General features: G+C 67.1%; 16 protein-coding genes. 10 read left to right on the top strand and 6 right to left on the bottom strand.

Going from position 1 to position 19,303, the window contains the following annotated elements:
* The first annotated feature begins 272 nt into the window (after positions 1-272).
* Positions 273-476 carry a cold-shock protein gene (locus MBR110_RS05435; protein ID WP_004196460.1) on the top strand — a complete coding sequence of 68 codons (204 nt, stop codon included), beginning with the start codon at positions 273-275 and terminating at the stop codon, positions 474-476.
* Between the two features lie 178 nt (positions 477-654).
* On the opposite strand, the gene MBR110_RS05430 is transcribed toward MBR110_RS05435, so the two are convergent.
* Positions 655-2,253: a multicopper oxidase family protein gene (locus MBR110_RS05430; protein WP_011885781.1), complete on the bottom strand. Its 1,599-nt coding sequence runs from the start codon at positions 2,251-2,253 to the stop codon at positions 655-657.
* A gap of 714 nt (positions 2,254-2,967) precedes the next feature.
* On the opposite strand from MBR110_RS05430, the gene MBR110_RS05425 reads away from it, so the two are divergent.
* Entirely contained in the window at positions 2,968-3,192 is a 225-nt protein-coding gene (locus MBR110_RS05425; RefSeq protein ID WP_011885782.1) for a hypothetical protein, read from the top strand.
* 105 nt (positions 3,193-3,297) lie between these two features.
* Here the strand turns inward: MBR110_RS05425 and MBR110_RS05420 are convergent, their stop codons facing one another.
* The gene (locus MBR110_RS05420) at positions 3,298-5,526 is read right to left on the bottom strand and encodes an NADP-dependent isocitrate dehydrogenase (RefSeq protein ID WP_011885783.1); all 2,229 of its coding nucleotides are present in this window, start codon (positions 5,524-5,526) and stop codon (positions 3,298-3,300) included.
* A gap of 280 nt (positions 5,527-5,806) precedes the next feature.
* Positions 5,807-7,063: an NADP-dependent isocitrate dehydrogenase gene (gene icd, locus MBR110_RS05415; RefSeq protein WP_011885784.1), complete on the bottom strand. Its 1,257-nt coding sequence runs from the start codon at positions 7,061-7,063 to the stop codon at positions 5,807-5,809.
* Positions 7,064-7,347: 284 nt separating this feature from the next.
* Here icd and MBR110_RS05410 point away from each other — a divergent pair, with 284 nt between their 5' ends.
* The 5 genes from MBR110_RS05410 to MBR110_RS05390 all read left to right on the top strand — a co-directional run bounded on the left by MBR110_RS05410 (position 7,348) and on the right by MBR110_RS05390 (position 12,609).
* Complete coding sequence (locus MBR110_RS05410; RefSeq protein ID WP_014723498.1) at positions 7,348-7,926, top strand: pseudouridine synthase; 579 nt, start codon at positions 7,348-7,350, stop codon at positions 7,924-7,926.
* Positions 7,927-8,227: 301 nt separating this feature from the next.
* Positions 8,228-8,440 (top strand): hypothetical protein, encoded by a 213-nt coding sequence (locus tag MBR110_RS05405; RefSeq protein WP_072465376.1) that lies wholly within the window; start codon positions 8,228-8,230, stop codon positions 8,438-8,440.
* A gap of 159 nt (positions 8,441-8,599) precedes the next feature.
* Entirely contained in the window at positions 8,600-9,100 is a 501-nt protein-coding gene (locus MBR110_RS05400) for a DUF192 domain-containing protein (RefSeq protein ID WP_034192632.1), read from the top strand.
* Positions 9,101-9,317: 217 nt separating this feature from the next.
* Positions 9,318-11,429 (top strand): elongation factor G, encoded by a 2,112-nt coding sequence (gene fusA, locus MBR110_RS05395; RefSeq protein ID WP_034192633.1) that lies wholly within the window; start codon positions 9,318-9,320, stop codon positions 11,427-11,429.
* 169 nt (positions 11,430-11,598) lie between these two features.
* Positions 11,599-12,609, top strand: coding sequence for a HoxN/HupN/NixA family nickel/cobalt transporter (locus MBR110_RS05390; protein ID WP_060091498.1), 1,011 nt, complete (start codon positions 11,599-11,601; stop codon positions 12,607-12,609).
* Between the two features lie 212 nt (positions 12,610-12,821).
* Here MBR110_RS05390 and MBR110_RS05385 read toward each other — a convergent pair whose 3' ends face one another.
* A complete protein-coding gene (locus MBR110_RS05385; RefSeq protein WP_011885789.1) occupies positions 12,822-13,667 on the bottom strand; it encodes an aldo/keto reductase in 846 nt (281 codons plus the stop codon).
* 157 nt (positions 13,668-13,824) lie between these two features.
* On the opposite strand from MBR110_RS05385, the gene MBR110_RS05380 reads away from it, so the two are divergent.
* The gene (locus MBR110_RS05380) at positions 13,825-14,571 is read left to right on the top strand and encodes a GntR family transcriptional regulator (RefSeq protein WP_034192708.1); all 747 of its coding nucleotides are present in this window, start codon (positions 13,825-13,827) and stop codon (positions 14,569-14,571) included.
* 21 nt (positions 14,572-14,592) lie between these two features.
* On the opposite strand, the gene MBR110_RS05375 is transcribed toward MBR110_RS05380, so the two are convergent.
* Positions 14,593-15,984 (bottom strand): CoA transferase, encoded by a 1,392-nt coding sequence (locus MBR110_RS05375; protein ID WP_175984238.1) that lies wholly within the window; start codon positions 15,982-15,984, stop codon positions 14,593-14,595.
* 138 nt (positions 15,985-16,122) lie between these two features.
* Here MBR110_RS05375 and MBR110_RS05370 point away from each other — a divergent pair, with 138 nt between their 5' ends.
* Entirely contained in the window at positions 16,123-17,355 is a 1,233-nt protein-coding gene (locus MBR110_RS05370) for a citrate/2-methylcitrate synthase (protein ID WP_014723504.1), read from the top strand.
* Here MBR110_RS05370 and MBR110_RS05365 read toward each other — a convergent pair.
* Positions 17,328-17,651, bottom strand: a complete 324-nt coding sequence (locus MBR110_RS05365) for a DUF2917 domain-containing protein (protein WP_014723505.1) — start codon at positions 17,649-17,651, stop codon at positions 17,328-17,330. The two genes, MBR110_RS05370 and MBR110_RS05365, sit on opposite strands and share 28 nt — an antisense overlap.
* 211 nt (positions 17,652-17,862) lie before the next feature.
* Between MBR110_RS05365 and mdtD the strand changes: the two genes are divergently transcribed.
* Positions 17,863-19,302 carry a multidrug transporter subunit MdtD gene (gene mdtD, locus MBR110_RS05360; protein WP_045578842.1) on the top strand — a complete coding sequence of 480 codons (1,440 nt, stop codon included), beginning with the start codon at positions 17,863-17,865 and terminating at the stop codon, positions 19,300-19,302.
* Position 19,303: the final 1 nt, after the last annotated feature.

Raw genomic sequence — 19,303 nt, 5'->3', positions numbered from 1 at the left:
GCGCGCGCTCGGCGGCATGCTGCGAAGCAAAGCCGGAAAAACCCTGAAAATGGGTTCTTTACAACGTCCCTCCAAACGTCTAAAAATTCCGCTTGACACTCAAATAAAGAGCGCCAACAATCAAGCTGGCACCTTTTTTCATTCGCCGGCTGGCGAAATGAAAAGGGCCGAAGGTGAGCTTGTGAGGGGGGAACGGCTGTATTTACGGTCGTTTAGCTTTTCGAGCGTGCTCGTGGTAAGTAGCAGCGACTGTGTGACAGGGGAAGTAGGAAATGGCAACTGGTATCGTTAAGTGGTTCAACGACGCGAAGGGCTTCGGTTTCATCACTCCCGACGAGGGCGGTGAAGATCTGTTTGCGCACTTCTCGGCCATCAACATGCAGGGCTTCAAGACCCTGAAGGAAGGCCAGAAGGTAAGCTTCGAGGTCGTTCAAGGGCCGAAGGGCAAGCAAGCGTCGAACATCCAGGCCGCGTAAGGGCACCGGATATCGGACGAAGAAACCCGGCATTGCGCCGGGTTTCTTTTTTTCAGGCCGGCCAATCGTTAATTCGATTGGCCGGCCTTTTCGTTCAATCCCAATAATTGAACGCGCATTGTCCACGCGTACACGCAAATCGAATGCGTTCATACGCGTGAAACAAAATGATTCGCCGTTACACGACTTTCAGCGTGCCCATCATGCCCAGGTCCTCGTGCTCCAGAATATGGCAGTGAAACATGCGCTCGCCGGGCATGTCCTGCTTCACCAGTAGCGTGACGGTTTCGCCGCTGCGCACGTTCACCGTATCGCGCCAGGCACGGAACGGCTCGGCCGTGCGCGTGCCGCCGGATGCACGTTCGGTCACCTGAAACTGCGTGCCGTGCAAGTGGAACGGATGATCCATGTCGGTGGTGTTGCGGATCGTCCAGCGCTCGAGTTCGCCGCGCCGGCTCGTCAGCGTCGCCCGGTGCGGCGCGTAGGTCGCGCCGTTGATCATGAAGCGCATCCCGGCCGGCCGGCCGTGCGCCGGGCCGCTCATCATCGCGTTCATGTCCATCGCCTCGCCGAGCGCGACGTCCTTGTCCGCCACCGGCTCGCCCGGCGCGGGCACGGCGCGCAACGTGGCCGGCAGCGCCCGCGCGGCGGCCGGCACGAACGTGACGTCGGCCAGCGGCAGCGCCGGATCGGGCGGCAGGCTGCCGCGGCCGCCGTCGTGCGACATCGCCATCTTGCGGCGATCGTATTCGGCCGCCTGCAGCACGGCGCGTGACGCGCGATCGCCGGCCCGCACCAGCAGTTCCGCGCGCTCGCCCGGAGCCAGCAGCAGCGACGTCACGCGACGCGGCGTTTCGAACAGCCCGCCGTCGGTGCCGACATGCTCGAATGCGCGTCCGTCGTCGAACGCGACGCACACGTAGCGCGCGCTGCATGCGTTCCAGACGCGCCAGCGCTCGTCGCCCGCGACGTCGATGCGCGGCCGGCGCGCGCCGTTGACCAGCGCGAACTGGCCTTCGCGGCCGTTCATCCAGTCCATCATGTCGTTCGGCGGAATCGAGCCGTCGCTCGCGAGCTTCAGATCCGACACGAACAGGTGGCGCTCGGGCCAGCCGGCGAGCGGATCGTCGGCCGCACGCACGATGAACGGACCGGCCAGCCCGCGAAACGCCTGCTCGGCCGTCATCATGTGCGGATGCGGGTGATACCAGTACGTGCCCGCACTGCCCTTCGGCAGCGTGAAGCGATAGACCCGCGACGCGCCCGGCGCGACCGGATCCGACGGGTTGCCGTCCTGCTCGGGCGGCACCGGCAGGCCGTGCCAGTGGATCGTCGACGGCTGCGGCAGCTTGTTCACGAAGCGGATTTCGACGGTGTCGCCCTCGTGCACGTCGATCAGCGGGCCGACCACCGGCCCGGCAGTGCCCGCGCCGAACTGCCAGAAGGTCGTCGGATGCGTATGTTGCAACATCGGACGCGCGACCGGCTGCGCGACCAGCGTCGCGCGGAACGTGCCGGCTTCGCCGCTTTCGTTCGCGAGCGTGCGCAACGGTGCGAGCGGCGCGCCGGCCGGCAGCGCGTCGACGGCCGCGAGCGCGGCCGGTGCCGGCTTCGCGTGCTGCGCGTGATCCGCCATCCCCGCCATGCCGCGCATGTCGTCCATCGGTTCCATGCCGGCCATGCCCGCATGAGCGGCATGCTGCGCCCACGCGCTGCGTGCAAACAGCGATGCGGCTGCGACACCGATCGCGTGCGACAGGAAGGTTCTCCGTATCATCAATCGTTCCTCGTTATGGGTGCTGTATCGCGCGGCCGCCGCGACACCGGTGCCACCGGTGCCGCCGGTGCCGCCGGTGCCGCCGGTGCGTAATGGACCCGCCGCGACGAGAAACCGGATGGCCGCGCCATCATAACCGCAGCCTCGGGCGACGGCGCAGCGCGGGCCGCCAAGGGCCTGCCCGCGTCAATACGCCGCAGCGCTCGGGGGCTCGCATGACTCGCCTGCCTCGAGCGGCGCCTGCGCGCGATTCCCGACGCCCCGACGCGCTCCAGACCCCGCTCCAACGAGCCCGGCCACACCACACGCTATGCGCAATCGACACAGCGTTCGCCGGTTGTATCTACCGGCCTAACCCGCGCGACAGGCGCGCCCGGTCGAAAATCCGCCAATTTTTCACGATGCGGAACAACGCCTTGCGTTATAAAAATTCGTGGTGCAGGGCACAAATTCGCTGTTTCGCGATGCCAAAAATCGTTCCGCAATACAAAACACACGACGTAAACCAATGTTTATAAAGCGATATTTTTCTCTCGAAAAAGCACTCTACGCGCACCATCGGACGCGGCCGCAGACGTAGACTTTGTTCCATGCACTGACGCTTCGCCGCGACGTTCGACACGGCACCCGACACGGACCACCGGCCGGGCCACCGTCGGACCAACCGGCAGACGTCACAACAGAATCGCTTGCAATCAGATAGGGAGAACGGAAATGAAGGGATTTCGCTTTGGTTCGGCGCTCGGGTCGTTCTATATCCTGCCCGGCAACGGCGGCTGGGAAGCCAGCTTCGGCAACGCTCGGCTCGGCGCGTTCTCGTGCCCCGAAGTCGCAGCCGACCACATCTCCCGCGGCGACTGCGAGCAGTTGTCCGACCTCGACACGGCCACGCTCGAAGTGCCGCACGAAATCGCCGAATGGGAAATCGTTCACGTCTGAATGAACGCCCCGCAACGCAAAACGCCCCGGGCGACCGGGGCGTTTTCATGTTCGGCGCGACGGCGAGCCGCGCAGGCTGCTGCCGTCGCCGCGACGCGGCCGCTGTCAGGCGACTGCATCGACGATCGCGTTCAGCGTCGCGCTCGGACGCATCGCCTGGCTCGTCAGCGCGACGTCCGGACGGTAGTAGCCGCCGATCGCCTGCGCCTTGCCCTGCGCCGCACCGAGTTCTTCCAGAATGCGCGCTTCGTTGTCGGCGAGCGACTTCGCGACGCCTTCGAATTGCGCCTTCAGTGCTGCGTCCTCGGTCTGCTCCGCCAGCGCCTGCGCCCAGTACATGCACAGGTAGAAGTGGCTGCCGCGGTTGTCGATGCCGCCGACCTTGCGCGCGGGCGAGCGGTTTTCATCGAGGAACTTGCCGGTCGCGCGATCGAGCGTCTTCGCGAGCACCAGCGCCTTCGGGTTGTGGTACGCGTTGCCGAGGTGCTCGAGCGACGCAGCCAGCGCGAGGAATTCGCCGAGCGAATCCCAGCGCAGGAAGCCTTCTTCGACGAACTGCTGCACGTGCTTCGGCGCCGAACCGCCCGCACCCGTTTCGAACATGCCGCCACCGGCCATCAGCGGCACGATCGACAGCATCTTCGCGCTGGTGCCGAGTTCCATGATCGGGAACAGGTCGGTCAGGTAGTCGCGCAGCACGTTGCCGGTCACCGAGATCGTGTCCTTGCCCGCACGGATGCGCTCGAGCGAGAAGCGCGTCGCGTCGACCGGCGTCATGATGCGGATATCGAGGCCGTTCGTGTCATGATCCTTCAGGTAGCGTTCGACCTTCGCGATGATCTGCGCGTCGTGCGCGCGCACCGGGTCGAGCCAGAACACGGCCGGTGCGCCGGTCGCGCGCGCGCGGTTGACCGCGAGCTTGACCCAGTCCTGCACCGGTGCGTCCTTCGTCTGGCACATGCGCCAGATGTCGCCCGACTCGACCGCATGTTCGAGCAGCACGTTGCCGGCTTCGTCGGTGACGCGCACCACGCCGTCAGCGGGGATCAGGAACGTCTTGTCGTGCGAACCGTACTCCTCGGCCGCCTGCGCCATCAGGCCCACGTTCGGCACGCTGCCCATCGTGACCGGGTCGAACGCGCCATGCTGCTTGCAGTCCTCGATCACCGCCTGATAGACGCCCGCGTAGCAGCGGTCCGGAATCACGGCCTTCGCGTCGTGCAGCTGGCCGTCGGCGCCCCACATGCCGCCCGAATCGCGGATCATCGCCGGCATCGACGCGTCGACGATCACGTCGCTCGGCACGTGCAGGTTGGTGATGCCCTTGTCCGAGTTGACCATCGCGAGGCGCGGGCGCACCGCGTACTCGGCCTTGATGTCGGCTTCGATCGCTTCGCGCGTATCGGCCGGCAGGTCCTTCAGGCGCGCGTACAGGTCGCCGATCCCGTTGTTCGGGTTGAAGCCGGCCTGCGCGAGCACGTCGGCGTGCTTCGCGAGCACGTCGCCGTAGAACACCGACACGAAGTGGCCGAACATGATCGGGTCCGAGACCTTCATCATGGTCGCCTTCAGGTGCACCGAAAACAGCACGTCCTGCGCCTTCGCGTCGGCGATTTGCGCTTCGATGAAGCTGCGCAGCGCCTTGCGGCTCATCACCGATGCGTCGATGACTTCACCGGCCTTCACGGCCGTCTTTTCCTTCAGCACCTTCTTCACGCCGTCGGTCGTCGTGAGTTCGATCTTGACGCTGCCGGCGTCGGCGATCAGCGCCGACTTCTCGCTGCCGTAGAAATCGCCGTCGGTCATGTGCGCGACGTGCGACTTCGACGTGGGCTTCCATGCGCCCATCTTGTGCGGATGCTTGCGTGCGTAGTTCTTCACCGACAGCGGCGCGCGGCGGTCCGAGTTGCCTTCGCGCAGCACCGGGTTCACCGCGCTGCCCTTGATCTTGTCGTAACGGGCCTTGACCGCCTTTTCCTCGTCGGTCGACGGCTCTTCCGGATAGGCGGGCAGCTTGTAGCCCTGAGCCTGGAGTTCGGCGATCGCCGCCTTCAGCTGCGGCACCGATGCGCTGATGTTCGGCAGCTTGATGATGTTCGCTTCAGGCTTCAGCGTGAGCTGGCCCAGGTCGGCCAGATCGTCGGAACCCTTCTGCTCCGGCGGCAGCACGTCGGCGAATGCCGCGATGATGCGGCCGGCGAGCGAGATGTCGCGCGTTTCGACGGCGACGCCCGACGAGTGCGTGAAGGCCTTGACGATCGGCAGCAGCGAGTAGGTCGCGAGCGCGGGCGCTTCGTCGGTGAGGGTGTAGATGATCTTGGGCGAAGTGGACATGGTCGATGCGTTGCTACGTGAAAATTTGGGGCTGAATAGCGCCGGCGGTAACCGGCGGGGGAGCGACCGGGTGGATCGCGAAAGGAGCGCGCCGGCTAGCCGGGCGGTGGTGTTGCGAGGGCCGTCATGTTCTACCTTGCAGGGCATGCACGCCGCTTCGCGGCGCCGCGGCCCGCATGCCGGACCGTCCTGCCAACAAACCTGCCGTTCGTGAAACGCCCCGGCGCCGGCAGTAGGCGCCGGGGCGGCCGGCATGCGCCGGCCTGCCCGCGAGGGGCGCTTACATGTTCTCGATCAGCACGTCGCCGAAGCCCGAGCACGACACCTGCGTCGCACCTTCCATCAGGCGCGCGAAGTCGTACGTGACGCGCTTCTGCAGGATCGACTTCTCCATCGCGGCGATGATCGTGTCGGCCGCTTCCGTCCAGCCGAGGTGGCGCAGCATCATTTCGGCCGACAGGATCTCGGAACCGGGGTTCACGTAGTCCTTGCCCGCGTACTTCGGCGCCGTGCCGTGGGTCGCCTCGAACATCGCGACCGAGTCCGACAGGTTCGCACCCGGCGCGATCCCGATCCCGCCGACCTGCGCGGCCAGTGCGTCGGAGACGTAGTCGCCGTTCAGGTTCAGCGTGGCGATCACGTCGTATTCGGCCGGACGCAGCAGGATCTGCTGCAGGAACGCGTCGGCGATCGAATCCTTGATGACGATCTCGGCGCCCGTCTTCGGGTTCTTCACGCGCATCCACGGGCCGCCGTCGATCAGCTCGCCGCCGAATTCCTTCTGCGCGAGCGCATAACCGGCGTCACGGAACAGGCCTTCCGTGAACTTCATGATGTTGCCCTTGTGCACCAGCGTGACCGACTTGCGATCGTTGTCGATTGCGTACTGGATCGCCTTGCGCACGAGACGCTCGGTGCCTTCGGTCGACACGGGCTTGATGCCGATCCCCGAGGTTTCCGGGAAGCGGATCTTCTTCACGCCCATCTCGTCCTGCAGGAACTTGATGACCTTCTTCGCCTGCTCGGAGCCGGCCGCCCACTCGATGCCCGCGTAGATGTCTTCCGAGTTCTCGCGGAAGATCACCATGTCGATCTTCTGCGGCTCGCGCACCGGCGACGGCACGCCCTTGAAATACTGGATCGGGCGCAGGCACACGTAGAGGTCGAGCTCCTGGCGCAGCGCGACGTTCAGCGAGCGGATGCCGCCGCCGACCGGCGTCGTGAGCGGCCCCTTGATCGAAACGACATATTCCTTCAGCACCTGCAGCGTTTCGTCGGGCAGCCATACGTCCGGGCCGTACACCTTCGTCGCCTTCTCGCCGGCGAAGATCTCCATCCAGTGGATCTTGCGCTTGCCCTTGTACGTATGCGCGACCGCCGCATCGACGACCTTGATCATCACCGGCGTGATGTCGAAGCCGGTACCGTCGCCTTCGATGTAAGGGATGATCGGCTGATCGGAAACGTTGAGCGAGAAGTCCTTGTTGACGGTGATCTTGTCACCGCCTTCCGGAACCTTGATGTGCTGATACGGCATGATCGACTCCAGTGACGTGGCTGAGCAGGTGATGCTGGTCGAAACTGCGCGCGCGGCGGGTGGCCCTTGCCACCGTCGTGACGGCAACAGCGAGCCGCTATTCTAGCGCCCCAACCGCGGCCGGCGGCACGAAGCGCGACGCTGCGTATCAAGTCTTCCCTTATGTCTTATATAAGACAGAGGACTTGCCGTTCCGTATTATGCATTAAGATTCCGCCATTTGCCATAGACCGCCCGCCGCGCCGCCCGCGCCTTGCGCACGACAGGCTGCGGGCCGCCCCGCCATGACCTTGATCGCCCTCAACAAGCCGTTCGGCACGATTTGCCAGTTTTCCGCGCACGAGACGCGGCCGTCGCTCGGCGACTGGGTAAAAACGCCCGGCGTGTACGCGGCCGGCCGGCTCGACGCCGACAGCGAAGGGCTGCTGCTGCTCACCGACGACGGCGCACTGCAGGCGCGCATCGCCGAGCCGCGCCACAAGCTCGTCAAGCGCTACTGGGCGCAGGTCGACGGCGCGCCGGACGCGGCCGACCTGAAGGCGCTCGCGCGCGGCGTCGATCTCGGCGACTATGTGACGCGCCCGTGCCGCGCCGAATTCATCGAGCCGCCCGCCGCGCTGTGGCCCCGCACGCCGCCGATCCGCTACCGCGCCGCGATCCCGACCACCTGGATCGAACTCGCGATCACCGAAGGAAAGAACCGCCAGGTGCGCCGGATGACGGCCGCGGTCGGCTTCCCGACGTTGCGTCTCGTGCGCGTCGGCATCGGCGCACTAGATATATTCGCGCTCGGCATTGCGCCGGGCGAAACAATCGAGCTGCCGCCGCGGGCGCCATGGGACGGTTTCGCGCGTGCCGACTGAAAGCTCGGCCGGGCCGAAAATCGAGCGTCGATTTTTTCGTCATCTGTTTCGTCAACCGTCCGCGAAGATCGCGCGTTAAACCACGCAGATGCCACCCTGAGCTATCCGGCATTGGCAGCCGAGCCGTTATTTACGCGTTTGCGTCACGAAAGTGACGTTTTCTTCGAATACGATTCGGCGCCCGCAGCGCAATGAGAAATTTCTCGAAGCGTCTGTCAACCGAAAGGTGGATGGCACCGTTAGACGTCATGACTCCTATGCCGGGTCATTTGGTTAATTAACTAAAGCTGAGGAACACAACATGAACAAACTGATCGCCGCTCTGGTCGCTGGCCTCTTCGCAACGGCTGCTTTCGCACAAGCTTCGGCTCCGGAAGCTGCTTCGGCTGCTGCTCCGGCAGCTGCTTCGGCACCGGCAAAGCACGCTGCCAAGAAGCACCACGCAAAGAAGAAGCACCACGCAGCTAAGAAGGCAGCTAGCGAAGCCGAAGCTCCGGCAGCTGCTTCGAACTAAGCAAGCTTGCTGTAATAACGCAGTCAAGAACACGCAGTCTTGCCGTTCTTACGGCGTTGAAAGGCAGATCACCGCGAGGCGATCTGCCTTTTTCCTTTTGTGCCCGCCGCTACGCTTCGCGTACCATGCGGGTCTCGTTTTCCCGATAGGAGCCTTGCTGTGCGACTCTCCCTGCGCTCGTCGCTCGGCCGCCTTGCGCGCGCCGCCGTGTTTCCCGCCGCGCTCGCCGTGCTCGCGCTCGGCATGCAGACCGTCCACGCCCAGGTGCCGCCCGGCGCGAAGCAGCCGAGCGAGTTCCCGCGCGTGAAGCTGCGCGCCGGCATGTACGTGATCGACGCGGCCGTCGCCGCCAACGACGCCGATCGCGAACAGGGGCTGATGTACCGCTCGCAGCTCGCGCCGAACGAAGGCATGCTGTTCGTGTTCAACGAGAACGCCGTGCACTGCTTCTGGATGAAGAACACGCTGATCCCGCTGTCCATCGCGTTCATCCGCGCCGACGGCACGATCACCGACATCGACGAGATGAAGGCCGAGACGATCGACAACCACTGCCCGCGCAACAACGGCGTGTATGCGCTCGAAATGAGCAAGGGCTGGTTCGCGGCGAAAGGCATCAAGCCGGGCATGAAGCTCGACGGGCTGCCCAAGGCCCCGTAATACATCGGCGGCGGCACCGCCGCGCATCGAACCAGGCCGGTCGCCCGTGGCGCACCGGCTTTTTTTGCGCCGCCCGCCGGCCTTCGCCTTGATTCGGTCGCCGCCGACCGCATCTGCAAAAGCCACGGACAAGCGCTATCCTTTAAATCTCGCTAGTTCCAGTCCGGGCCGCCATATCAGCCGGCCCGCTTACGATCCGAACCACCAGGAGGTTCACGTGCCCCGCAAAACCCCCATCGAGCGCTATCGCAATATCGGGATCAGCGCTCACATCGATGCCGGCAAGACCACCACGACCGAGCGCATCCTGTTTTACACCGGCGTGAGCCACAAGATCGGTGAAGTGCACGACGGCGCGGCCACGATGGACTGGATGGAGCAGGAGCAGGAACGCGGCATCACGATCACGTCGGCCGCCACCACGGCCTTCTGGAAGGGCATGGCCGGCAACTATCCGGAACACCGCATCAACATCATCGACACCCCCGGGCACGTCGACTTCACGATCGAGGTCGAGCGCTCGATGCGCGTGCTCGACGGCGCGTGCATGGTCTACGACTCGGTCGGCGGCGTGCAGCCGCAGTCCGAAACGGTGTGGCGTCAGGCGAACAAGTACAAGGTGCCGCGCATCGCGTTCGTCAACAAGATGGACCGCATCGGCGCGGACTTCTTCCGCGTGCAGAAGCAGATCGGCGAGCGCCTGAAGGGCGTCGCCGTGCCGATCCAGATTCCGATCGGCGCGGAAGATCATTTCCAGGGCGTCGTCGACCTCGTCAAGATGAAGGCGATCGTGTGGGACGACGAAAGCCAGGGCGTGAAATTCACGTACGAGGACATCCCGGCGAATCTCGTCGAGCTCGCGCACGAGTGGCGCGAGAAGATGGTCGAGGCGGCTGCGGAAGCGAGCGAGGAGCTGCTCGAGAAGTACCTGCACGACCATGAATCGCTGACCGAGGACGAGATCAAGGGCGCATTGCGCAAACGCACGATCGCCAACGAGATCGTGCCGATGCTGTGCGGCAGCGCGTTCAAGAACAAGGGCGTGCAGGCGATGCTCGACGCTGTGATCGACTATCTGCCGTCGCCGGTCGACGTGCCCGCGATCCTCGGCCACGACTTCGCCGATCCGGACAAGCCTGCGGAACGTCATCCGAGCGACGACGAGCCGTTCTCGTCGCTCGCGTTCAAGATCATGACCGACCCGTTCGTCGGCCAGCTGATCTTCTTCCGCGTGTATTCGGGGGTCGTCGAGTCGGGCGACACCGTGCTGAACGCGACCAAGGACAAGAAGGAGCGGCTCGGCCGGATCCTGCAGATGCACGCGAACGAGCGCAAGGAAATCAAGGAGGTGCGCGCGGGCGACATCGCGGCGGCGGTCGGCCTGAAGGAAGCGACCACCGGCGACACGCTGTGCGACCCGGCCAAGCCGATCATCCTCGAGAAGATGGAGTTCCCGGAGCCGGTGATCTCGCAGGCCGTCGAGCCGAAGACGAAGGCCGACCAGGAAAAGATGGGCCTCGCGCTGAACCGTCTCGCGCAGGAAGATCCGTCGTTCCGCGTGCAGACCGACGAGGAATCGGGCCAGACGATTATCTCCGGGATGGGCGAGCTGCACCTCGAAATCCTGGTCGACCGGATGAAGCGCGAATTCGGCGTCGAGGCGACGGTCGGCAAGCCGCAGGTCGCGTATCGCGAAACGGTGCGCACCACGGCGACCGACGTCGAGGGCAAGTTCGTCAAGCAGTCGGGCGGGCGCGGCCAGTACGGTCACGCGGTCATCACGCTCGAACCGAATCCCGGCAAGGGCTACGAGTTCCTCGACGAGATCAAGGGCGGCGTGATTCCGCGCGAATACATCCCGGCCGTCGACAAGGGCATCGTCGACACGCTCAAGAGCGGCGTGCTCGCGGGCTACCCGGTCGTCGACGTGAAGGTGCATCTGGTGTTCGGCTCGTACCACGACGTCGACTCGAACGAAAACGCGTTCCGGATGGCCGGCTCGATGGCTTTCAAGGAAGCGATGCGCCGCGCGAAGCCGGTGCTGCTCGAGCCGATGATGGCCGTCGAGGTCGAGACGCCCGAGGACTTCATGGGCAACGTGATGGGCGACCTCTCCAGCCGCCGCGGCATCGTGCAGGGGATGGAGGACATCGCGGGCGGCGGCGGCAAGCTGGTGCGCGCCGAAGTGCCGCTCGCCGAGATGTTCGGCTACTCGACGTCGCTGCGCTCGGCGACGCAGGGCCGCGCGACCTACACGATGGAGTTCAAGCACTACGCGGAAACGCCGGCGAACGTGTCGGAAGCCGTGATCAACGCGAAAACGAAGTAAGCGCGGGGCGGCGCGCGCCGCTGCGCGGCAAGCTGCCATCCGTCCAGCCCGTCCGAATCCGGACGGGCTTTTTTTCGTCCGCGCGCGGGCACGCGTTTTTGACCCGCAAACCCGGCGAGTTTTTCGCGTGACACAATCGGCGCTCGATTCGTCCGAAGGAAACGCCGCGATGCCGCCAACCCCTGCCCTGCGCCGCCTGCTGATGCTGTATGCAGGCTTGATCGCCGCCAACGTCGCCGTCTGGGTTTGGGCGCTCGCGGTGCTGCGCGACCATCCGCTGCTGCTCGGCACCGCCGCCGTCGCGTACGGGCTCGGGCTGCGTCATGCGGTGGACGCCGATCACATCGCGGCGATCGACGTCGCGACCCGCAAGCTGATGCACGACGGCCGGCGGCCGGTCACGGTCGGCCTGTTCTTCTCGCTCGGCCATTCGACGATCGTGGTCGCCGCGACGCTCGGCGTCGCGCTGACCGCGTTCGCGCTGCGCGAGCGCTTCGACGCGTTCCGCGAACTCGGCGGCACGCTCGGCACCGCGGTGTCGGCGGCCTTCCTGCTGGTGCTCGCATGCATGAACCTCGCGATCCTGCGCGACGTGTGGCGGCGCTATCGCCGCGCGCCCGGTCACGCGCACGGCGGCACGCATACGCATCGCCCGGCCGGCTTCGTCGCGCGGCTGCTGCGCCCGCTGTTCCGGTTCGTGTCGAAGAGCTGGCACATGTATCCGGTCGGCGTGCTGTTCGGACTCGGTTTCGACACCGCGACGGAAATCGCGCTGCTCGCGATCGCGGCGGCACACGCGAGTCACGCGCTGCCGGTCTATGCGGTCATGCTGTTCCCCGCGCTGTTCGCGGCCGGCATGACGCTGATCGACTCGACCGACAACGTGCTGATGATGCACGCGTATGGATGGGCGATGGACGACCCGCAACGCAAGCTGCTCTACAACGCGAGCATCACGTTGGTGTCGGCGGTCGTGGCACTGGCGGTCGGCGGGATCGAGGCGGCCGGCCTGCTGGCGGACAAGCTGTCGTTGACCGGCCCCGTGCGCGATGCGCTCGATGCGGTCGCTCAGCACTTCGGCGCGCTCGGCTACGGGATCGTCGCGCTGTTCGTCGTCGCCTGGGTCGCGTCGATCCTCTGTCATCGCTGGCCGCGCGCGGCCGACACGACGGCGCGCTGAACGGAGTCGGACGCTTCATCGCGGCAACACAGCGCACACCGGCGACGGTGTTTCCGGCGCTGTCGTGCGGCATATCGGCGCGTAGTCGATCGATGGCGCGAGGCTCGCCATCTGCGTGGTACACGGCCGTCCGTGTGCGCAGAAACGAACGACAACGGCAACCGCGGCAACACCTGCGGCCACCAACCGGCGCACCGCATCCCGCGATCGCTTCAGAGCATTTCGAGCGCGCGCTTGCTGCGCGGCGGACGGAAGTACGCGTCGAGCTGCGCGCGCTCGTCGACGCTCAGCACGAGATCGAGCGCCGCACGATTGTCGCGCACGTGTTCGATCCGCGACGCCTTCGGAATCGCGATCACCTGCGGCTGCGCGAGCACCCATGCAAGCGCGACGCGCATGACCGACACGCCGCGCTGCCGCGCGATCTCGTCGAGCGGCGAATGCTTCGGCAACCGTCCGTGATCGACCGGGCTGTACGCCATCGCCGGTATCCGGCGCTCGCGCAGCCACGGCAGCAGATCGAATTCCGGACCGCGGCGCGCCAGGTTGTACAGGATCTGGTTGGTCGCGCAGGCGCCGCCGCCCGCGTCGTCGACGAGTTCGGCCATGTCCGACGTGTCGAAATTGCTGACGCCCCAATGGCGGATCTTGCCGGCGCGCCGCAGCGCTTCGAAGCCGTCGACCGTCTCGTCGAGCGGCACCGAGCCGCGCCAGTGCAGCAGGTACAGGTCGATGCGATCGGTGTGCAAGCGCTTCAGGCTCGCGTCGCACGCAGCGACGACGCCGCGCCGGCTCGCATGATGCGGATACACCTTGCTGACGATGAAGACATCGTCGCGCAGGCCGGCGAGCGCGTCGCCGACCAATTCCTCGGTCGCACCGTCGCCATACATCTCCGCGGTGTCGATCAGCGTCATCCCGAGCGCGATGCCCTCGCGCAGCGCGGCGATCTCGTCCGCGCGCCGGGCGGGCCGCTCGCCCATTTCCCAAGTACCGAGGCCGAGCTTCGGAATCGTCTCACCGTTCGGCAGGACGACCGTGGCGATCGTGTCTGTCATGCGCTCCTCGCTGCGGATAGTCGGCCGCACACCGCGGCCGACGCATGGGCCAGTGTAGTCAATCGCCGCGCGGCCCGCCTGTTACTGGGCAAAATCCCGTTATAACGGCACCGCATGTTGACTTAGAATGGCCGGCAACCTGATCGATACCCATTCCATGAAGGCACCCACGGACGACCGCTGGCAGGACCTGCGCCCCGACCCCGACAACGACACGCCGCTTTATCTGCAGCTCGCCCGCAAGCTCGGCGACGCGATCCACGACAACCGCTGGGCGGCCGGCGAGGCGCTGCCGTCCGAGCGCGTGCTGTCCGAAGCGCTCGGCGTGTCGCGCATCACCGCGCGCAAGGCGATCGCGCTGCTGGTCGAGCAAGGGCTGATCCGCCGCACGCAGGGCGCCGGCAATTTCATCCAGCCGCGCTACGAGGATCCGCTGTCGCGGCTATCGAGCTTCAGCGAGATGCTCGAGCGCCGCGGCTTCAAGCCGAGCTCGCAATGGCTCGAGCGCGAGATCCAGCCGGCGAACCGCGACGAAGTGATCCAGCTCGGCCTGTCGCCGGCCGCATCGGTCACGAGGCTCAAGCGCCTGCGCCTCGCCGACGGCATCGTGATGGCCGTCGAGAACTCGACGTTTCCGGCCACGCTGATTCCCGATCCGCAGGCGATCAGCGGTTCGCTGTACAGCTATCTCGAAGCACGCGGCACGCCGATCGTGCGCGCGCTGCAGCATTTCCGCGCGGTCAACGCGAGCGACGAGATCGCGCAGCAGATGGGCATCGCGCCGCACGACGCGCTGCTGCTGATCACGCGCATCGGCTACACGGCCGACCAGCGCGCGATCGAGCTGACCGACACCTACTGCCGCAACGACTACTACGACTTCGTCGTCGAACTGCGCAGGTAGCGCGGGGCGCGCCGCCTTGGCTCACAGCCAGCGCGCGTCGTCGCTGCCGAGCGGCACCGGCGGTTGCGTGAAGCGCGGCGGCGTCGCCGACAGGCGTTCGGCCGGACGCACGGCATCGATCGTGCCGAACGGCGACGCCATCCGCGCCAGCCGGTCGCGCACGTCGTCCGGCGCGAACTCCGGCGCTTGCAGGCCGTCGGGCACGACACCGAACGATTGCAGCCAGCGCCCCGTCTGCGCGAGCGATACGCGCACGTGCCAACTGCCGCCTTGCGTCGCACGCCGCGCGAGCGCGATCATCGCGCCGAACGCCGCGAGATAACCCGTCGCATGGTCGAGCGCCTGGCACGGCAGATGGCGCGGGCTCGCCGCACCGGCCGCGTGCTGCTCCTGCCACGCGATGCCGCTCGCCGACTGCACGAGGCTGTCGAAGCCGCGCCGCTTCGACCACGGCCCCGCATGCCCGTACGCGGACACCGACACGCAGACGATACCCGGCCGTCGCTGCGCGAGCGCCTCGGGCGCGAAGCCGCATGCCGCGAGCGCGCCCGGGCGGTACGACTGCACGAACACGTCCGCGTCGCGCGCCAGCGCATGCAGCGCGGCGGCGCCTGCGGCGTCGCGCAGGTCGATCCACGTCGAGCGCTTGCCGCGGCCGTTGTCGATCACGAGCGACGCGATGTTCGGCAGGTGCGGGCCGTTGACGAGCAGCGTCTGCGCCCCGTGCGATGCGAGCGTGCGGCCGGCGACCGGCCCCGCGATGATGCGCGTGAGGTCCAGCACGCGTACGCCGGCGAGCGGCCGGTCCGGCTCGCCGCGGCCGATCGCCTCGACCGGCGCGTCGCCGATCCGCTCGATCTCGAACAACGGCAGCGCCGCAAGCGCGCGCGCCTGCTCGTGCGTGGCCCATTCGTCTGCGCTCCTGATCAAGGCCGCGCACAGGCCGGCCTCGGCCAGCGCGGTATCGAGCGCCGCGCCGTCCCAGGTGCGAATCGCCGCGGCGACGTCATCGGGCTGCGGGCCGCAGCCCAGCACGTCGAGAATCCCGTGCAGATGGTGCGGGAAGTTCGCGTGCAACTGGATCCAGCGCGCATCGCGCGTCGCATAGAAGCCGGTGACCGGATGGCGCGGCTCCGGCGGCGGCCCGCCGTCGACGCGCAGATAGCGCTCGCTGCGGAACGCGACGAGCGCGTCGCGCAGCGACACGTCGACACGCTGCGCGACGCCCGTGCGCAGCCGATGACATTCGGCGGCCGCGAGCCCGGCCGCCGCGATCGTCGCCGCGGCCAGCGTGCCGACGTGGAAGGTGGACGGCAACGTCGGGTCCTGCCCGGTCACGGTCACGCGAGCCAGTGCGTCGGGCTCGCCGTGTGCGAGTTGCCACAAACGGGTCAATGCGAGTTCGGGTGTCATCGTGCGAGTGCGCCGTTGGGAAAACGGAATCGAGTCTAGAATTCGCGACGGACGCGATCAATCTTGATTGCGCGAATCAACGCATAACGAATAGTTGTAGCCGGGCCGCGCTTCATGCGCACCGACAGGAGTGATCGAATGAGGTCTCTCAGCGCGCCGCAAGCCGCGGACATTCTCGGCGTCAGCATCAGCACGCTCTATGCGTACGTGAGCCGCGGCCTGCTGCGCTCGCTGCCGGACGGCGCCAGCAAGCGCCGCCGCTACGATGCCGACGAAGTGCGTCTGCTCGCACGCCGCCGCGCCGATGCGAAGCGCGCGGGCGGCGTCGCCGAGCGCTCGCTCGACTGGGGTGTGCCCGTGCTCGAATCGAGGATCACGCAGATCGCCGATGGCCGCCTCTACTATCGTGGCATCGATGCGCTCACGCTCGCCCACGACGCGACGCTCGAGGAAACGGCCGCGCGGCTATGGGATTGCGCGCCGGCGCGGCTTGCCGCTGCGTCGCTCGCGTCGACCGGTTTCGACGCCGCGCAATGGAGCGACTGGGCGCGCCGCTGGGCGCATCTCGCGCCGCTCGAGCGCACGCTGGTGCTGCTGCCGGCCGCGGCCGCATCGCTGCCCGGCCGGTGGGCGCCAGGATGCGACGCGCAACTCGACACCGCCGCGCTGCTGCTGCGCGTGACGGCCGCGGCGCTGGCCGGCGTCGCGCCGCGCGACGCGCCCGTGCATCGGCAGCTCGCCGCCGCGTGGGGCATCCGGCGGCGCGCCGACGCCGATCTGCTGCGCCGTGCGCTCGTGCTGTGCGCCGACCACGAGCTGAACCCGTCGACCTTCGCGGTGCGCTGCATCGCGTCGACGGGCACCCATCTGTTCGGCGCGATCGCGGGCGGGCTCGCCGCACTGTCGGGCCCGCGGCACGGCGGCGAGACGTTGCGCGCCGGTGCGCTGCTCGACGAAGCGGCGCACGCCGCCGACCTCGATCGCTACCTCGCGCAGCGGCTCGCGCGCGACGAGCGCAGCGAGGGCGCGCGCACGGCGCTGGCCGGCTTCGCGCATCCGCTCTATCCCGACGGCGATCCGCGCGCACGCGCGCTGCTCGATGCGCTTTGCGCGACGCAGCCCGAACGGCAGCCGCTGCGCGCAGCGGGCGCGCTGGCCGCTCGCGTCGAGGCGGCGACCGGCCTGCGGCCGACGATCGATTTCGCGCTCGCGGTGCTGGAGCGCACGCTCGCGCTGCCCGCAGGCGCCGCCTTCACGCTGTTCGCGGCCGGCCGCACGGCCGGCTGGATCGCGCATGCGATCGAACAGTATGCGGACGGCAAGCTGATCCGGCCGCGCGCGCGTTACGTCGGCAGCGACGCGCCGGGCTGACCCACGCGGCCGCGCGCAGCGTCGAGCCAGCGCCACGTGAGCGGCACAGCCTGGCGAGCGCGAGCGGCCTGCGGACCGAACGCGAACACCGCACCGCCGGCCGCCGCGCTGACCCACACGCGCATGCCGGGCAGCAGCGCCAGCGATTCGCCGGCGTGCAGCCAGTAATCGGCCGGGCGGCCCTCGATCGTCACCCACAGGTCGCCGTCGGCGACGTGCAGGTCGGTACGATCGACGATGCGCCACCGCGCGGCCGGTTCGTTGCCGTCCATTTCGTAGAGTCGCAGTTCGCGCATGGTCGCCTCCGGTCCGCGTGGTTTCGATGGCTCCAGTATTCCGGACCCGGGCACGACGCCGACAGATACGCCTGCGGACAGTTTCGGCTGAACTGTACCGGCGCGCCGGCGCACGAGCGTCCGTTCGACGCTGCTGCGGCGGCTGCCCCGTTCTGCGGGGTGCGGCGGCTTTCCCTACAATGGCGGCTGTCCCGCACCATCGGTCCACTCCATGTTCCAGCGCCCGCCCGCCGCCGCTCCCGGCGAAAAGAACCTCACCGTGATGCTCTGGCTCGTTGCAACGGGCTTCTTCATGCAGACGCTCGATGCGACGATCGTCAACACGGCGCTGCCGTCGATGGCCGTGAGCCTCGGCGAATCGCCGCTGCGGATGCAGTCGGTCGTGATCGCGTATTCGCTGACGATGGCCGTGATGATCCCCGTGTCGGGCTGGCTCGCCGACACGTTCGGCACGCGCCGCGTGTTCTTCAGCGCGATCCTCGTGTTCTCGCTCGGTTCGCTGCTGTGCGCGAACGCGCATACGCTGTCGCAACTCGTCGTGTTCCGCGTCGTGCAGGGCGTGGGCGGCGCGATGCTGTTGCCGGTCGGGCGGCTCGCGGTGCTGCGCACCTTTCCGGCCGAGCGCTATCTGCCCGCGCTGTCGTTCGTCGCGATTCCGGGATTGATCGGCCCGCTGATCGGCCCGACGCTCGGCGGCTGGCTCGTGAAGATCGCGTCGTGGCACTGGATCTTCCTGATCAACGTGCCGGTCGGCATCGCCGGCTGCGTCGCGACGTTCTACTCGATGCCCGATTCGCGCAATCCGGCCGTCGGCCGCTTCGACCTGAAGGGCTATCTGCTGCTGACGATCGGGATGGTCGCGATCTCGCTGTCGCTCGACGGCCTCGCCGATCTCGGCATGCAGCACGCGGCGGTGCTCGTGCTGCTGATCCTGAGCCTCGCGTGCTTCGTCGCGTACGGGCTCTACGCGGTGCGCGCGCCGCAGCCGATTTTCTCGCTCGAGCTGTTCCGGATCCACACGTTCAGCGTCGGCCTGCTCGGCAACCTGTTCGCGCGCATCGGCAGCGGCGCGATGCCGTACCTGATCCCGCTGCTGCTGCAGGTGAGCCTCGGCTATTCCGCGTTCGAGGCCGGGCTGATGATGCTGCCGGTCGCCGCCGCGGGCATGTTCTCGAAGCCCATCATCACGCAGCTGATCACCCGGCACGGCTACCGCAAGGTGCTGCTGGTGAACACGATCATGGTCGGCGTGATGATGGCGAGCTTCGCGCTGATGCGCGACACGGTGCCGGTCTGGGTGAAGGTCGTCCACCTCGCGCTGTTCGGCGGCTTCAACTCGATGCAGTTCACCGCGATGAACACGCTGACGCTGAAGGATCTCGGCACCGGCGGCGCCAGCAGCGGCAACAGCCTGTTCTCGCTCGTGCAGATGCTGTCGATGAGCCTCGGCGTCACGGTCGCGGGGGCGTTGCTCGCCACCTTCACCGGAATGCTGCGCACGGTGACGCCGAGCAACACGCTGCCGGCGTTTCACGCGACCTTCGTCTGCGTCGGGATCATCACCGCGGCGTCCGCGTGGATCTTCGCGCAGCTCGCGCCGGAAATCCGCGGCCGCGCGCAGCACAAGACCGATCCGTCCGAACGCACATGAT

The organism is Burkholderia sp. MBR-1 (assembly GCF_013822785.1).
Lineage (GTDB): Bacteria > Pseudomonadota > Gammaproteobacteria > Burkholderiales > Burkholderiaceae > Burkholderia > Burkholderia vietnamiensis.
The sequence above is the reverse complement of the archived record's forward strand: the minus strand, read 5'-3'. Positions and strand labels throughout refer to the sequence as shown.

Coding starts and splice junctions, on each gene's coding strand:
- MBR110_RS05390 (WP_060091498.1), top strand. CDS start 11,599: ATGCCGCCAACCCCTGCCCTGCGCCGCCTGCTGATGCTGTATGCAGGC.
- MBR110_RS05425 (WP_011885782.1), top strand. CDS start 2,968: ATGAAGGGATTTCGCTTTGGTTCGGCGCTCGGGTCGTTCTATATCCTG.
- icd (WP_011885784.1), bottom strand. CDS start 7,063: ATGCCGTATCAGCACATCAAGGTTCCGGAAGGCGGTGACAAGATCACC.
- MBR110_RS05380 (WP_034192708.1), top strand. CDS start 13,825: ATGAAGGCACCCACGGACGACCGCTGGCAGGACCTGCGCCCCGACCCC.
- MBR110_RS05375 (WP_175984238.1), bottom strand. CDS start 15,984: ATGACACCCGAACTCGCATTGACCCGTTTGTGGCAACTCGCACACGGC.
- MBR110_RS05410 (WP_014723498.1), top strand. CDS start 7,348: ATGACCTTGATCGCCCTCAACAAGCCGTTCGGCACGATTTGCCAGTTT.
- MBR110_RS05430 (WP_011885781.1), bottom strand. CDS start 2,253: ATGATACGGAGAACCTTCCTGTCGCACGCGATCGGTGTCGCAGCCGCA.
- MBR110_RS05435 (WP_004196460.1), top strand. CDS start 273: ATGGCAACTGGTATCGTTAAGTGGTTCAACGACGCGAAGGGCTTCGGT.
- MBR110_RS05405 (WP_072465376.1), top strand. CDS start 8,228: ATGAACAAACTGATCGCCGCTCTGGTCGCTGGCCTCTTCGCAACGGCT.
- MBR110_RS05370 (WP_014723504.1), top strand. CDS start 16,123: ATGAGGTCTCTCAGCGCGCCGCAAGCCGCGGACATTCTCGGCGTCAGC.
- mdtD (WP_045578842.1), top strand. CDS start 17,863: ATGTTCCAGCGCCCGCCCGCCGCCGCTCCCGGCGAAAAGAACCTCACC.
- MBR110_RS05420 (WP_011885783.1), bottom strand. CDS start 5,526: ATGTCCACTTCGCCCAAGATCATCTACACCCTCACCGACGAAGCGCCC.
- MBR110_RS05385 (WP_011885789.1), bottom strand. CDS start 13,667: ATGACAGACACGATCGCCACGGTCGTCCTGCCGAACGGTGAGACGATT.
- MBR110_RS05365 (WP_014723505.1), bottom strand. CDS start 17,651: ATGCGCGAACTGCGACTCTACGAAATGGACGGCAACGAACCGGCCGCG.